This window comes from Acinetobacter sp. ABJ_C5_2, assembly GCF_044538485.1.
GTDB lineage: Bacteria > Pseudomonadota > Gammaproteobacteria > Pseudomonadales > Moraxellaceae > Acinetobacter > Acinetobacter nosocomialis_A.
Genome location: NZ_JBIUCS010000035.1, coordinates 1 through 16377, shown reverse-complemented (window position 1 = coordinate 16377; position 16377 = coordinate 1). Strand labels below are relative to the sequence as shown.

Annotated in this window: 14 protein-coding genes; 8 read left to right on the top strand and 6 right to left on the bottom strand. The window is 35.5% G+C overall.

Features of this window, described 5'->3' with window-relative positions; genetic code table 11:
• Nucleotides 1-183 precede the first annotated feature (183 nt).
• The gene (locus ACH8JV_RS17535) at nt 184-1206 is read left to right on the top strand and encodes an AraC family transcriptional regulator (protein ID WP_396522772.1); all 1023 of its coding nucleotides are present in this window, start codon (nt 184-186) and stop codon (nt 1204-1206) included.
• Between the two features lie 43 nt (nt 1207-1249).
• Here the strand turns inward: ACH8JV_RS17535 and adeT1 are convergent, their stop codons facing one another.
• From adeT1 to ACH8JV_RS17520, 3 genes are all read right to left on the bottom strand, one after another.
• Entirely contained in the window at nt 1250-2245 is a 996-nt protein-coding gene (adeT1, locus tag ACH8JV_RS17530) for a putative multidrug efflux protein AdeT1 (RefSeq protein WP_396522770.1), read from the bottom strand.
• Nucleotides 2246-2934: 689 nt separating this feature from the next.
• Nucleotides 2935-3093, bottom strand: a complete 159-nt coding sequence (locus ACH8JV_RS17525; protein ID WP_396522768.1) for a hypothetical protein — start codon at nt 3091-3093, stop codon at nt 2935-2937.
• Between the two features lie 106 nt (nt 3094-3199).
• Nucleotides 3200-3574: a hypothetical protein gene (locus ACH8JV_RS17520; RefSeq protein WP_263613742.1), complete on the bottom strand. Its 375-nt coding sequence runs from the start codon at nt 3572-3574 to the stop codon at nt 3200-3202.
• A gap of 674 nt (nt 3575-4248) precedes the next feature.
• Between ACH8JV_RS17520 and ACH8JV_RS17515 the strand changes: the two genes are divergently transcribed.
• From ACH8JV_RS17515 to ACH8JV_RS17490, 6 genes are all read left to right on the top strand, one after another.
• Entirely contained in the window at nt 4249-4539 is a 291-nt protein-coding gene (locus ACH8JV_RS17515; RefSeq protein WP_263613741.1) for a hypothetical protein, read from the top strand.
• A gap of 464 nt (nt 4540-5003) precedes the next feature.
• Nucleotides 5004-5537, top strand: a complete 534-nt coding sequence (locus tag ACH8JV_RS17510) for a fimbrial protein (protein ID WP_000731816.1) — start codon at nt 5004-5006, stop codon at nt 5535-5537.
• An 87-nt stretch (nt 5538-5624) separates the two neighbouring features.
• Complete coding sequence (locus ACH8JV_RS17505; RefSeq protein WP_263613740.1) at nt 5625-6359, top strand: molecular chaperone; 735 nt, start codon at nt 5625-5627, stop codon at nt 6357-6359.
• Nucleotides 6360-6418: 59 nt separating this feature from the next.
• Nucleotides 6419-8977: a fimbria/pilus outer membrane usher protein gene (locus tag ACH8JV_RS17500; protein WP_396522765.1), complete on the top strand. Its 2559-nt coding sequence runs from the start codon at nt 6419-6421 to the stop codon at nt 8975-8977.
• Complete coding sequence (locus tag ACH8JV_RS17495; RefSeq protein ID WP_396522763.1) at nt 8974-9984, top strand: fimbrial protein; 1011 nt, start codon at nt 8974-8976, stop codon at nt 9982-9984. Before ACH8JV_RS17500 ends, ACH8JV_RS17495 begins: the two co-directional genes overlap by 4 nt.
• Before the next feature lie 115 nt (nt 9985-10099).
• Nucleotides 10100-11047: a DUF4882 family protein gene (locus ACH8JV_RS17490; protein ID WP_396522761.1), complete on the top strand. Its 948-nt coding sequence runs from the start codon at nt 10100-10102 to the stop codon at nt 11045-11047.
• A gap of 57 nt (nt 11048-11104) precedes the next feature.
• Here the strand turns inward: ACH8JV_RS17490 and ACH8JV_RS17485 are convergent, their stop codons facing one another.
• Both ACH8JV_RS17485 and ACH8JV_RS17480 read right to left on the bottom strand, forming a co-directional pair.
• Complete coding sequence (locus ACH8JV_RS17485; RefSeq protein WP_396522759.1) at nt 11105-12214, bottom strand: S-(hydroxymethyl)glutathione dehydrogenase/class III alcohol dehydrogenase; 1110 nt, start codon at nt 12212-12214, stop codon at nt 11105-11107.
• A 228-nt stretch (nt 12215-12442) separates the two neighbouring features.
• Entirely contained in the window at nt 12443-14314 is a 1872-nt protein-coding gene (locus ACH8JV_RS17480; RefSeq protein ID WP_396522757.1) for a phage capsid protein, read from the bottom strand.
• A 183-nt stretch (nt 14315-14497) separates the two neighbouring features.
• Here ACH8JV_RS17480 and ACH8JV_RS17475 point away from each other — a divergent pair, with 183 nt between their 5' ends.
• Complete coding sequence (locus ACH8JV_RS17475; protein WP_396522755.1) at nt 14498-15658, top strand: catalase family protein; 1161 nt, start codon at nt 14498-14500, stop codon at nt 15656-15658.
• Between the two features lie 92 nt (nt 15659-15750).
• On the opposite strand, the gene ACH8JV_RS17470 is transcribed toward ACH8JV_RS17475, so the two are convergent.
• Nucleotides 15751-16116: a hypothetical protein gene (locus ACH8JV_RS17470; protein ID WP_396522753.1), complete on the bottom strand. Its 366-nt coding sequence runs from the start codon at nt 16114-16116 to the stop codon at nt 15751-15753.
• Between the last annotated feature and the right edge of the window lie 261 nt (nt 16117-16377).

The window sequence follows — 16377 nt, the reverse complement described above, 5'->3', positions numbered from 1 at the left end:
CGCTCAATATTTGCTATGACGCTATCATCTGAAAAATAATGAGATAGGGCTTGATGAAAGCCGCCATATTACTTGACACTTTGCGCCAAAATTTGGATTGAGCAGGTGTTTTAGTTATTTGCTTTTGCTTAAAAGCTTTAAGTACACTACTTGATATTTAACGCCAAATTAGAACTATACGAAATGAATGGATTGAATAAGTCGTTGTATAGAAGAAGGATTCCTGAAACCTATGTTCAGTTATTGTTTGAATATCTCGAAAAGCTAGGACATGAGCCAGAAAAGGTTCTTGGTGAACCATGGCCTAAAGCAGATTCAAATCATTTGGAAGGCGTAGATATTGATCATTGGGAAAGTCTTCTTGTTATCGCTAAAGATTATTTAAATGACCCTTTCATTGGCTTACATGTGGGCCAAACAATTACAGCTCAACATCTAGGCGTTTTAGGTTCTGTATTTCTTGCGTGTGAAAATTTGGGAGCGGTTTTAGAAAGATTTGAACGCTACCAAAGGCTCGTATATGACGTGGTACCCGCATCTGTACATATTTACCCAGAGTATGTAGAGCTTTCATGGGATACCACGGACGATCAAACAGTCGGGGGCTTATCTGATGAAACTGGCCGTACGGTTATAGTTCAATTCTGCCGTAGCCTCATTCGAGGAAAAGAAAAACTAAAAGAAATACATTTTATTCATGAACAGCCTGAAAATGTTCAGCCTTATGAGGAGTATTTCGGTTGTCCTGTGCTTTTTGAACAGCCTGTGGCACTTATGCGTTTTGATAAGGACATGTTAAGTCTACCGCTTAAAAATTCCGATGCAGCTTTAGTTGCCATACTAGAAAAACATGCCGACAAGTTACTGGCAAGCCTGCCACATATTGATGAAATTACAGATCAAGTTCGTAAACAGATTGCTTACTTACTTCATCAAGGCGAACCAACTATTGAACAGCTTGCAGAGCGATTAAATTATTCACGTAGAACCTTACAACGCCGTTTAACAGAGGCAGGCACGAATTTTCGGAAAGAATTAAATACTGTCCGTTACGAATTAGCAAAGTCGTATTTAAAAGATCCTAGGCTACAAATTGTGGAAATAGCCTTACTGTTAGGTTATGCCGAGCACAGCCCATTTACACGGGCTTATAAAGAGTGGTCGGGTAAAACACCACAACAAGCCCGCGAGGAAATGAATAACTGAGGGTAGAGCTTTTTAAAATAAGATGTGTACATGTTTTGAGTGTTTATTCATCATTTAACGCACATTCAAAGTTACTTGGGTTTTCCTTACATCTCACTTTTTTCAAAAAATTCATCATTTTAGGGTCATAGATACCAGCCTTGGTTAGCTGTATACGTGCTTCACGCATCATTTTCATATAATTTAATTGTTCATTTTTAGGAATATCCATCCAATATTTTGAAGGAATATCACTTTCATATTTGGCAATAATGCTAAACGTTCTATTGAGTTGACTAGCTACCCAAGTTCGCGACTTTTGTCCAAAACCTGCTGGAAACTGGTCTTTACGAATAATGAAGTTGGCTGAAATTTGAGTCAAAGGAAAACGAACGATAGCGCCTTTCTCACCTAGACCTTTGTGTAGCTCAAAAGGTTTAAAGGCCACAATAGGAGCGGGCACAATATCAATTTCATGATTATTAAACTTTGCACCGGCATTGGTGACGTCTACCGATACAGCCTGACCTCCAACATGTTGCACAAGCTTTGGTTGGGCTTCATCATATTTAAATACCCCAATTTTTTTACCGGCAGCTTTAGCGAGAGTATTGATACTTCTATCATTTACAAATAAATATGCAGGGCCAATAGTCCCTAAACCTGCAATTTCGTAAGGGCCTACCACCATGTTTTTTGCGGCCATTGGTGAGGACAACAGCTTATAAGCATTAATCGCCGTTTTCATATTTGTTAATGCGCCAACCGCATCTAAAGATCCTGTATATTTATTAAATTGACGCCCACGTAAACCACTAATAATTGCGCCGTCACATTTTCCAACTTTTAAATCTTCAGCAGCAACACGTTCATCAACATATGCTTTCAAAGACATATCAGCTCCCCAATTTTTGGCTTCAAGCGCATAGTCTTTAGCTAAGGCAAAAGCCTCTCCCGACTTACCAATTGGGTCAAACACACAGACGACTTGTTGTTTGGCATAAAGAGTTGTGGTTAAACAGGTACTTGTAATCAATAAAATAGTTTTTAAACGATCCATATTTAATTATCCATTATTTAAATTATAAAAATTATTGTATAAATCTGGCTTAGATTAGATATGACACTTCAATAAAAATTTAAAGAGAAAAAGTCAAAAGATAGCTTTGAGTTGGATCTTATTTTTTTGTGATTTAGCTATTGTTTAGATTATTTGAGATCTACCAGCAGGCTAAATTTAAAGAATAGCTGCACATACGTACTATATCAGTTTTTAAGAGCCTGTAAAGAGGGTTTTTAAAAATATTTATATAAATTTCAATAAGATAGAAAATTTTTTGTGTATTGCAATTTAGCCTAAGCAAATTAATAACTTTAGTAGCCAAAAGGCGATTTAGCAAAATAATCTTTACGGTAGATAGTAGTAACCAGAATACAGCTCGTGAATTTAGAATGTGGTAAGCAGCTCAGCTCGCTAGGGCAAATATAAAAGTGTAATTACATTTTGTAGAAGGCTGCTTTGAGAATTATTCTGGCTAAAACTAGAAATAGGGTTATGCCAAAGTAATTAAAAGCGTTAAGGCCCAGCAGAAAGTGATACAAGCTTAATAATTGACCAGAGTAAAGAATAAACGGCGCAGCAACAACGTAGAGTAGCCAGAGTCTTATATAGGTAGATTTCTACATACCTTATTTAACATAATATACATTATACGAACTATTTTATAATTTACACTTAGATCTTTGATTTTAAAAGTCCTTCTCATTGTACGCTTGCTTCTGTTGCTTCTGTTGCTTCTGTTGCTTCTGTTGCTTCTGTTGCTTCTGTTGCTTCTGTTGCTTCTGTTGCTTCTGTTGCTTCTGTTGCTTCTGTTGCTTCTGTTGCTTCTGTTGCTTCTGTTGCTTCAAGTTAGCTTTGGGTTTTGGTGGTAACTCTACAACAACGTCAAATATATTGCATGACTAGATGGGAATCTAGTCATGCAATGCTTTCGATTAAAATTGAAAATTAAATTTAAACACAGTTATATCCTGTTAGTTGTAATTCTGCTTTAAGAATTTTTGCTGAATCAGTTGTAATGAAATTTTGCAGATAGTTTGTTGATTCAAAATAATATTCATGAACTGGTGTATTTATAACTATCTTATCAACAGTTATAGCTGCATTTGCCATATCACAAACATATCTTTTGTCTTTTTCTGAAAGACTTTTTATATCGTTTTCTACACTATTTAGTATCAGTTTTCCATGTACAATCACCGATAACCGTGGATAAACTTTTTCTAACATTTGCAGATATTTCTTTTCATCCTCATAATTTGGATAATCCTGCGCTTGAGCTAAGTTAAATAATGATAGACCAATCAAGCTAATTAGTATGCGTTTCATTTATAAGTTCTTGTAAAGTATATAGACTTTTATTATAACACAATTAAATAAAAATTTTATTGATAACTAAATAATTTTTCTTTTTGTAAATCTCATTGCACTAATCTTGTCTTAATTTCACTTAATGTACTTATTTAAGAATCAAACTGTATGACCTTAGGCAGCATTACAGCTTAACACTATACAATGACAATTTATTTAATAATACTAACTAGCTTTAGTTATTGTTTAAAATGTATTCAATATTATTTTTATTAATTAAAGCCTTTTATTTTAATTTATATAATTATCAAAAAACTTGGAGCTGAAATTATAATTATATAATTAACTTATGACAACCATATATTGTTATATTAAATAATATTAATTGTTAAATTATTTCGATTCACCCCTTTATTTTTATAAAAATTAAGAATATTTTAATTAAAGCATTTATTATCAGTAATTTAATTTTATAGCAACCAAGATTCATTATTTCTGTAAAATTGTGATTTGGTTATCATTTCTAATAAAATACCTGTAAAGCAATAACTATTTATATAAATAAAATAATTAATGAGATATAGGTCACATGTTATTTATTTATTTTTTATTAAAATGAATTTGCATATTGTTTTTAAATAAAAAATATTGTATCTCTTATATTAACTATTTAATAAATAGGTATATATAAAATGAAAAATAATATATTTAAAATTGTAGTTTTGGCGGTACTTTCCACTTCCCCACTATTTTGTTATGCGAATAACACAATAATGATTAAAGGAAATATTGTTGAAGATACTTGTTCTACAATAAATGTTGAAAAAGAGTGTGCTCAAATCAATACTCTGAATACGACTATTGATACTCAATATTTAAGCAAAGATAATGTTTTCAACTTAGCAAGACATACTGAAAAAATGGATACGAGTATCGAAACCATAAGTGCTAATAAAAAGGTTGTTCTCGTTAACTATCATTGATAGCTCACATCAACTAAGTCTTATTTATCTTTAATAGATAGGTATAGCTCAAGAGCGAATTTCCGATTTTCATACGGCAATCTAGCCAAAATTAAAAATTCGCTCTTTTCTCTAAAAAATGTTAAATTATTCACGTTTTTTCAAACACAAAGATAAATAGTTCTATATAATCACTTCATTAAATTTTTCTTAAAATAATTTCCCTTAATTGTATTGGTTCTTTTACAGTTGTTTTTATAGCCGGCTATTATTTATATTTTAATATTAAAAACAGTAATTTATCTCAAAAATAGTATTCATTATTGTAAATCAAAAGATCAAAAATTTTTCTTATTATGGAAAAATAGTGTGATGAAGTTTGCATTTTGTTTAAAAAGTGTTAGTATCGCCGCATTACTTTTCAAGATGCCAACTTCTGGAAAAGTAAGAGATTAAACTTTTATCCAGACTTTTGAGAAAACACTATGAAAAAACTTGCTTTGATCGCTGCTCTTTCAGTTGTAGGGATTGCGAACGCTCAAGCTGCTGATGGTACAATTACAATTAATGGTTTAGTAACAGACAAAACTTGTGACATCGTTACACCTGCTGGTAAAGACTTCACAGTTACTCTTCCAACTGTTTCTAAACAAACTTTAGCTGCTGCTGGTAACGTTGCTGGCCGTACTCCTTTCCAAATCAAATTAGCTAACTGTTCAGAAGGTAAAGTTGCGACTTACTTCGAACCAGGTGCAACGGTTGACTTCAATACTGGTCGTTTACTTAACCAAGACGCTACTGGTGCTAAAAACGTTAACGTTCAACTTTTAGGTAGCAACAACCAAGTAATCCCAGTTCTTGCTGCTGGTGCAAATGGCGCTCAAGCAAACTCTCAATGGGTTGACGTTGCTAAAGCTGGTAGTGCAGACCTTAACTACTATGCTGAATACTATGCAACTGGCGCTTCTACTGCTGGTAAAGTGAACACTTCTGTTCAATACACAATTATCTATCAATAATTGATGGATGGTAGGGTTTCTATATTCGTATAGAGGCCCTATTTTTGTGTAACGCTTTCCCGAACTTCCCTGGTTGAGACTCCTGAAATGAAATTGAACAGTTATAATTTTTTGTTAGGTTTGGCATTTGCTTCAGCGGTAGCCGCACCTGCCTCTCATGCAGAAATTGTAATTCATGGCACTCGTGTAATTTATCCATCAGATGCCCGAGAAGTTACGCTACAAGTTAGCAATAACGGTTCAAAACCAGCTCTTGTCCAAGCTTGGATTGATGAAGGCGACCCAAAAAGTACTCCGGATCAATCAAAAGTTCCTTTTATGATTGCTCCTCCAATTTCTCGTGTTGAAGCAACAAAAAGTCAGACTTTCCGTATCACTGCTTTACCCACTGCTTCTCAGTTAAATCAGAAGCAAGAAACTGTTTTGTGGTTAAACGTTTTGGATATTCCTCCAAGACCAACTTCAAAAAGTTCAGATACGACACCTGATAATTTTCTGCAATTAGCCATTCGTTCACGTATTAAATTCTTCTATCGTCCAGCTTCGATTAAAGATGACGCGAACTTAGCAGCAGATAAGCTTCAATGGGTTAAATCTGGTCAAAACTTAACGGTAAAAAATCCAACACCTTTTCATATCACGATGACTTCTGTTTTTCAGAAAGTGGGTGATAAAAAAGTTGATTTATTACCTGAAGGGCTCATGGTTAAGCCTTTTTCTGATGCATCTGTTCAGCTTAAGAACGGCAATCTTCAGGATATGAGTTTTATTAATGTGAATGACTACGGTGGTCGAGTCGAACACTCAATAAAACTTCAATAATCAGATTTATATTTTTAATAAATTTTAAGCACCTATTATGTGAGTAGGCGGACTTAGCTATGCCAAAAAAACGGCAAGAATCTTATAAATTATTAAAACGCCATATTTGTTATTACTTGGCTTCTGGTGTTGTTACAATGACAATGCCTGTATTCGTGCACGCTGAAGAAACAGCTGCGAGTGCTCCTGTGGAAGCTGAGTTTGATTCTGCTTTTTTAATTGGCGATGCAAAAAAAGTTGATATTTCTCGCTTTAAATATGGCAACCCTGTTTTACCTGGTGAATACAACGTTGACGTATATGTAAATGGTCAATGGTTTGGTAAACGCCGTATGGTCTTTAAAGCTGTAGATCCAACGCAAAATGCAGTGACTTGCTTTACAGGAATGAATCTTCTTGAATACGGCGTAAAACAAGAGATTTTGACTAAGCATGCTCCCCTTCAAAAAGAAAATAATACTTGCTATAAAATCGAAGAATGGGTAGAAAACGCATTTTATGAGTTTGATAACTCTCGCTTACGTGTTGATATCTCAATTCCGCAAGTTGCATTACAAAAAAATGCGCAAGGTTATGTCGACCCAAGTGTATGGGATCGTGGTATTAATGCAGGCTTTTTATCTTATAGTGGTAGTGCTTATAAGACGTTTACTCATTCTAATGACAGAAATGAAACGTCAAATGCATTTATGGGAATCACTGCCGGACTAAATTTAGGTGGCTGGCAATTACGTCATAACGGTCAGTGGCAGTGGCAAGATACCCCTGCGGAAAATCAGTCTAAATCAAGTTACGAAGAAACAAGTACTTACTTACAGAGAGCATTCCCGAAATATCGTGGTGTGTTAACACTTGGGGATAGCTTTACCAACGGCGAAGTATTTGACTCTTATGGCTATCGCGGTATCGATTTCTCAAGTGATGATCGAATGTTACCGAATAGTATGCTTGGCTATGCTCCACGTATTCGTGGTAATGCTAAAACTAATGCAAAAATTGAAGTTCGCCAACAAGGTCAACTTATTTATCAAACAACAGTAGCACCGGGTAACTTTGAAATTAACGACCTATACCCTACTGGTTTTGGTGGTGAGATTGAAGTTACTGTTATTGAAGCAAATGGTGAGATCCAAAAATTTGCTGTGCCTTATGCATCTGTTGTACAGATGTTACGTCCTGGTATGAATCGTTACTCATTAACTGTGGGTCAATTCCGTGACCGTGATATTGATCTTAATCCGTGGGTTGTTCAGGGTAAATATCAACAAGGTATTAACAACTATTTAACAGGTTATACCGGAATTCAGGCTTCTGAAAATTATACAGCTTTATTGTTAGGTGCCGCTTTTGCAACACCTGTTGGTGCAATTGCATTTGACGTTACCCACTCTGAAGCTGACTTTGAAAAGCAAGCTTCCCAGTCAGGGCAAAGTTTCCGTTTAAGTTATAGTAAGTTAATTACTCCAACCAATACGAATTTAACACTTGCTGCTTATCGCTACTCAACTGAAAACTTCTATAGATTGCGTGATGCTCTTCTTATTCGTGATTTAGAAGACAAAGGCATAAATACCTATTCTGCTGGTCGCCAACGTAGTGAATTCCAAATTACCTTAAACCAAGGTCTTCCTGAGGGTTGGGGTAACTTTTATATGGTAGGTTCATGGGTTGATTATTGGAACCGTAGCGAAACGACTAAACAGTATCAAATTGGTTATAGCAACAATTACCATGGCTTAACTTATGGCTTGTCTGCGATTAACCGTCAAGTTGAATATGGTTCAAATACTCAATCACGTGATACTCAGTACTTAATGACATTGTCTTTCCCAATGAACTTCAAGAAGAACTCAGTCAATGTCAACATTACTGCATCTGAAGATAGTCGTACAGTGGGTGCAAGTGGTATGGTGGGTGATCGCTTTAGTTACGGTGCTTCTATGTCGCATCAAGACTATACAAACCCATCGTTTAACGTAAATGGTCGTTATCGTACTAACTATACAACTGTTGGTGGTTCTTATAGCGTAGCTGACTCTTATCAGCAAGCAATGGTGAGCTTAAGCGGTAGTATTGTTGCTCACTCAGAAGGTGTGTTATTTGGCCCTGAACAAGGTCAAACAATGGTACTTGTACACGCACCTGATGCAGCTGGAGCAAAAGTAAATAATACGGTTGGTCTAAGTGTAAATAAAGCAGGTTATGCGGTAGTTCCTTATGTTACTCCATACCGTCTTAATGACATTACGCTTGACCCTCAAGAAATGTCTAGCAAAGTAGAACTTGAAGAAACTAGTCAACGTATTGCTCCATTTGCTGGCGCAATTGCTAAAGTAGACTTTGCAACCAAAACTGGTTATGCGGTTTATATTAAAAGTAAAACTGTAGATGGCAACAGTCTACCGTTTGCTGCACAAGTCTTTAACCAAAAAGACGAAGCTGTAGGTATTGTTGCACAAGGTAGTATGATTTACTTACGTACCCCACAAGCTCAAGACCGCCTCTATGTAAAATGGGGTGATGAAAGCAATGAGCGTTGTACGGTTGAGTACAATGTAAGTAACCAGCTGCAAAACAAGCAACAAAGCGTGGTAATGACGGAGGCTGTCTGCAAATGAAAAGAATATTATTAACGGGTGCTCTATTTACTGCTGGCTTTGGGATGTATGGCGAAGCGAATGCTTCGTGCGTTATAACTAAATATGTAGACAATGATGTTCTTATGGCTGTGGGTCGTGTTGTTGTAAGACCTACCGATCAAGTTGGTGCTATTTTAAGAAAAGCGACTTTTCCTATTAGTGATAAAGGCACTCTAGCGCAAGGGTGTGATAGCCGAGATGTCGTAATTGCTGAATTAACGCAAGCTTATCCATTAAGTTCTTTAGGTAATAGCATCTATACTACCAATATTCCTGGAATTGGTATTCGCTTATACCGTGAAGCCGAAAATAATACTAATTTCTCGGGCTATTACCCTTATCAACGTGGTGGGATATCGGGTAATCGTTTTTTAGCACCAGGTTATTTTGTGGTGGAAATCATTAAAATTGCTCCACAAACAGGTTCAGGGACTTTAGTACCAGGCAGATATAGTAGTTACTATATTCGTGGTTATCCAAATAAACCTTTCTTAACAAGTACTGTGAATGCTGATGCAATTACCATTGCTTCATCTTCGTGTGAAATCCAAGGTAACATTAATAAAGTTGTACAGCTTCCAACCGTTACAAAGGCGGGGTTTAAAGGTGTTGGTTCCACTCAAGGCGAACAAACTTTTGATATGAATATTCTATGTAATGGTGGTACAAGCCCAACGGGTTATGAAGAGAAAAATGTTATTAGTTTAAGTTACGACTTTACACAAGATGGCACAAATAGCCAAGTACTGGCAAATACGGCTGCCACATCTGAAAAAGCAAATGGTGTGGGCGTACAATTACTTTGGAACTATCAAAATAAAAATCAGGTCATCAAAAAAGGTGACAAATTAGCCTTAGGGACAGTGTCTTCTAATCAGACACTTCAATATAATGTACCAATGACTGCCCGCTACTATCAAACAGCAACAAATGTGACTGCAGGTAAAGTTCGTGCTATGGCAACTGTAACGATCGAATATGATTAATCATATTCGATCGTTCCTAAACAAAAGAAAATTTAAAAAATAAAAACTATAAAAAACTAATTATAGATTTTACTTCATTAAAACTTTCTAAATTTTATATTTATTAGGAATAATTATGAAAAAAATGGGTTTATTTGCCAGTAGTATCATTATGTTAGTCTGGGCAGCAAAGTATAGCACTCCTAGTTTGAGTGTCGATCTTTTACCTATTACGGCATCGAAAAATAGTACATCGACATCTCAAATCTTATTAGCTAACAAACAAGAAGTATCTGACTCACCTAAAAAAGTGCAGCTTACTCATCGTAAAATCTGCCAATATAATTTTGATGCCGATCAAGAGGATTTTGATTTATGGAATATACAAAATATAGAAGATGATACTCCTATCAAAAAATTTCCATTGATTAAAGATCAAGAGTTCGGTTTTATCATAGATTCAATTCCTAAAGATCAATATCCCTTTATAGAATATGTGGCCGAAAGTAAAAATAAGCTTAATTCAACAAATGACATAGGTGATTTTTTATTACCTACAAAAGGCATAATTGCATTAGAAATGCAGCTTAAGGTTCCAGTGATAGATTTAGATAAGTCCAACTATATCTCAACTATTTTCATTACTGGCACTACAAATAACCGATATACAGTTCGATTACATTATGGGTTTAATTCAGGAGCTTATACTACAGATTTTAAGAAAATTGCACCTAATGTTAACTATTCGTTAACTTATCGTTTGAGCAATCTTAATGGTCCTGTTTTTAGTTATTATGATTCTAAAAAAGTAGCTTTAAATGTAGATGATTATCAGCGTCTAGGAATATATATCAACCAAACAACTAAGCAAGTCGGCTTTATTTTAAATGGGATTGATTTGGGTTATAAATCTAATCTACCTGCTCCACTAGCAAATATTAGTTTCATGATGTCTAGTAGCGCAGGTGTTTTTTCAGAACACTTGTTTGGTCAAGAGCTATCTAGTGAACTTATAACTGACCGAGATGATCTTCAGTTTATTTATCCACCAGGTACAACTGACATATGTGGTAATGCTATTTAAAATGTAAAACTATGAAGCGTAAAAAAGGGCTGAATCACAGCCCTTTTTTTATTTCATTTAGAAATGAATGACTGTACGGATTGATTTACCTTCGTGCATTAAATCAAAAGCGGTATTAATGTCTTGTAAAGGCATAGTATGCGTTACAAAAGGTTCAAGTTGAATTTCACCTTTCATAGCATCTTCGACCATTTTTGGAAGCTGTGAGCGCCCTTTTACACCACCAAATGCTGTACCTAACCATTTACGGCCTGTCACTAACTGGAATGGACGAGTCGAAATTTCTTGGCCTGCACCCGCTACACCAATAATAACGGATTGCCCCCAACCACGATGTGCACACTCTAGAGCTGAGCGCATTACATTGACGTTACCAATACATTCAAATGAATGATCTACGCCCCAGCCTGTCATTTCTACAATGACATGTTGAATAGGTTGATCATAATCTTTTGGATTTAAGAAATCTGTAGCACCAAACTGTTTAGCAAGTTCAAATTTATCTGGGTTAGTGTCTATTACAATAATACGCCCCGCTTTTGCCTGACGTGCACCTTGTACAACAGCTAAACCAATACCACCTAAGCCAAATACCGCAACCGAGTCACCTTCTTGTACTTTCGCTGTGTTATGCACGGCGCCAATACCAGTCGTCACGCCGCATCCAAGTAAACAAACTTGCTCGTGATTCGCCTCAGGATTGATCTTAGCCAAAGAAACTTCAGCAACTACAGTATATTCACTAAAGGTTGAACAGCCCATGTAGTGGTAAATCGGCTCACCATTATATGAAAAACGTGTGGTGCCATCCGGCATAACGCCTTTACCTTGAGTGGCACGTACAGCAACACACAGGTTAGTTTTTCCAGATTTACAGAATAAGCATTCTTTACATTCTGCTGTATAAAGCGGAATAACATGATCACCCGGTTGAACGCTCGTTACACCTTCACCGACTTCAACAACCACCCCTGCACCTTCATGACCTAAAATTGCTGGGAAAACACCTTCCGGATCATCACCAGACAGTGTAAAAGCATCGGTATGACATACACCAGTATGGGTAATCTTGATTAAAACCTCTCCCACTTTGGGTGGTGCAACATCAATTTCAACAATTTCTAAAGGTTTTCCTGGGGCAAAGGCGACAGCTGCACGAGATTTCATCTTTGGGTTTCCTTTATATCATTCGGTATTTATATTCGAACAAAATAGATAATGTAACGCTAATACAAGAGCTTAATTTTGCTTAAATTAAAATTGGCTTTCATAGCAATCCATCACAGCATAGCCAGTCAGATACGTCTAAGCAAGCCCGTGTTTCAAAAGAAGAAGCCTCTTATGTTAAGAAGCTTCTCTGATCAAATCATTTATATTAAAACACTTTATATTTACTTATAGGTAAATATCCGGTGGATATGGTGTGTTATCGCTAATAGGTGTATAGAGCGTATTTTCAACAAAGAAGCCGTCTGGAGCTTGAGTAGTATCGATTGTAATTGAATCAAACATCACTTGCGGGTATGCCCAGATAAATTGCTTCATTAGCCCTAGAGACACATTGTTTTTCATATCCCCAAAAATCCGTTGCCAGATTGGTGTGCGATACGGTTTGTTTTTATCAAACCCATAGATATAAGCAATAGATGCATCTGGTACAAACCCCGATAAATAAGCAACTTTATTGGCAGGATAGCCTAAATCTTGAGTTGGTATTTGTGAAACAGCCTGATGGGCTAAATCTAATTTAGCCTCTAGAAGCCAATCATAGGCTTCAGTCATAATGTAATCAAAATGAGGGTATGAATAATGCTCGCTTGGATAATTAATATAAGTTGCTAAGGTTTGTATTGGGGAGCGAATAGATGGGAAAAAGATTAATGGGCATACTTGAGCATTTGAATATTTTGCTTTGATCGCTGTTCGAATATCTTGGCATGTTTGTCCTAATTTATTTCGTAACCATGACTTAAACTCATCGTATGGCGTTCCAGTCTTATTCATTGCATCATAAATTGTTCCTAAGTCCGGCGCATATAAACTTGTATCTGCATTAAAAGCTAACTTAGTTGGATAGTCATAGACACATGGTAAGTTCGTATCCGTGTTGTACCACCACCAAGGCTCACCAATTTGCATGTTGACATCACACCCGCCCGTCACTAAGGTATCTGCAAACTCAATAAAAACTTTATGTAAATATGCCAAAGCATTTTGATCGCTTAAACTGAAGAAATAACTTGGAGGCTGGTAGCCTGTTTTACCCAAATTACTATTCCAGTCACGCTGTGCCCAGAACTCATTTGCACCTAGCGAATACATTTCAAAACTTACCCCAAAAACGGGTTGCATATTTGCATTATGCAGCGCTTGGGCATATTTCTCATGCCATTTACGGGTACATGGGTTAACAACATCTTGTCCAGTCACTAAGGTGTCTGGAATCTGAAATCTATTAATATCACTTCTCCAGATCATTTCCGGATAGTGCGACATACCACAATAATGGTTAATAAAACCGTGATATCCCAAAGCAGTCATGTTATCGACGATTCGTTGTGGATTCAGATCGTAATGGTCGTCATAGCTGGTACATAAACCATAATTATGCTGAGGTACAACTACTCGGCTTAGATTTAACTGGGCATTTGCGCCTGTGACGACTGAGTTGGTAATTCGAATATAACCATCTTCCGCCTGATTTAAAGGCAATGATGAGTGTGCGTTATAGCTACTTGTAAACGCTGAAAATGAAATTCGCTGAATATTGGTAACCGGAAAGCTATCTGTGGCCGAAAAACCTGCTTTGACTGTATCCCAGTTAATATGAATATGAGCAGATCTTGAAGATGGAGTATTCGCGTAGTTGAATAAGACAATATACGCAATTTTATCTACCCCATTATCGTTATAGTAAACCGTTAAAGTTGGGGTTAATGACTCATTATTTAAAACAGGCATAGAGGGTGACAGCTCTATGTCAAAGTCCCAAACCACACCCGAATAGCTATACTTGGTTTCATAAGCTAGCAATTTATGATCTTTAGAGTCGTAAGAGTCCCAACTAATACCAGCTAAGTCTGTGGTCATGCGTGAGCGGAAAGATGCTTCAAAACCATTGCCATAATTGGTAATGGCAAAAGACATGCTTTGTGGGCCATCTATTCTCCAATAGCTTGGGCTGAATCGATCAATAAGTATATTTTGAGTAATTGGATAAGGTGAAACAGTAGAATTATTTTGTACATTTTCTGAATTATTTATCATGTCATATTGCTCTTAATGGTTTTAAGAAGCTTTATATTAAATAATAATTTTATTTATATTGTTCAGATAAGTAACAATTGAGTTTAATCTATTAACAGTAGATAATTCTTATTGTCTTTAAAATAATATGAAAATAACACATTATTTTAATTCTAAAGTGGACTTTGCAATAAGGAGCAATGAATGCCAAATTTTTCTCAGTTAAGGCACTTTAGAGTATTACTTATTTTTACTCCAGCGCTATTATTATTAAGTGGTTGCAACGATAACGCATTTTATAAGAATACTAAACCTACTGTTATTTCTTCTAGTATTGCAAAATCTTACCCAGAGCCAGACACGTATTTGGGTGAAAAACTTCAGCCAAATGAAAAGCTGACAGCACAACAAATATCGACAGTTATTGAAGAATCTATCCGAAAAGAATACTCACCTGGCAAAGCCTTAAGAGATGCACATCCGAAAGCACATGGCTGTGTTCGTGCCGAGTTTCATGTACTTAAAAATATTCCAACTCAACTCGCAAAAGGTGTATTTGTTCCCGATAAAAGCTATGAGGCATGGATTCGCTTTTCGAATGCATCCAAGGATGCTTCTCAAGCGGATATTGAAAAAGATGCCCGCGGCATGGCTATAAAAGTTTTAGGTGTACCCGGCGAGAAAATTTTAGAAAGTGAAAAAGACGCCACAACTCAAGATTTTATCATGATCAATCACCCAGTCTTTTTTGTGAATGATGGGCAAAGATATCTTTCTTTTATACATGATATTAATAGTGAAAGTACTTTTAGAAAGCTTCATATTCCGTTTGCTTTAGGACTTAAAGGAACAATGAATGCCTTAGGAGCGCGTAATTCTAAAATTTCTAATCCTTTATATGCACGCTACTGGTCTATGGTGCCCTATCAACTCGGTTTGGATAGTAACCGTCAAGCTGTTAAGTACTCTGTAAGAAATTGTTCAGCGGTGTCTACAGCTCTACCTGATCATCCAAACCATAATTTTTTAAGAGAGGCTTTAAAAGATAGCTTGCAGAAGCAAGAGGTTTGTATGGAATTTTTAATACAACCAAGAACTTCAACTCAAATGCAAGTTGAAGATGCAATGACAGAATGGAAAGAAAAAGAAGCACCTTTTTATCAAGTGGCGACTATTCGTATTCCAAAGCAAAACTTTGATACGCCTGAACAGAATCAATTTTGTGAAAATCTTTCCTTTACGCCTTGGCATGCTTTACCTGAGCATAAACCTTTAGGTGCAATAAATAGAATGCGTAAAGTTATTTATGAAAATATAAGCAAAGTTAGACATGACATGAATTCTGCACCTCGACAAGAACCTTAGAAATCAAGTAGTCATCACTTAAATATAAAAAGAACTGCCGATAAGCAAGGCAGTTCTTTTTATGCTTTTATTTATTAAAAGTAGCTATATGGTTAAGGTCTACATATCAGTTTTTCAACAATAGAGCTGGGAATGGCTAACCTCTTTTTTATTGTGTAATCTCCTTTACTTGTATCGATAGTGATTCGATCAATGAAATCTGCTAACCATAAAATAAAATCTTCTTCGCTTTTATAGTGAGGAATCAAACTAATATCGAACCTAAAAGGTAGTTCCTCTTGAAAGTTAAGAAGAGAACCTCCGAAATCAAAAAAATTATATAAAAACTTCAACTCTGTACCCGTAATGGCTTTTTTTATTTCTATAATTAAATTATTTAAGTTCTTCAGATGATTGTTCCTGTGTTCTTGTTTAATATTTTTAGAAATTTTTTGTGCTAATAGTAAGTATTTTGGCATTTCTATCTCCTTATTAATTTTTTATAAAATATGAGTATAAAATTAAAGTTATAAAAATAAGTTTTTAGTTTTTATTAAAATGTTATTTATTTTTTTAATTTATTACAAAGTTATGTAATTTTAAAATTGTTATTATTTTAAATTGTGATCTACTTTAAGTTATATTCTGAGTGAATTAATAGGTTTTTTTATGGATCATAAATAAGCTCAATATTTTTTAATTATTGAGCTTATCTTTTATTTGCTTAATATGATTAAAAG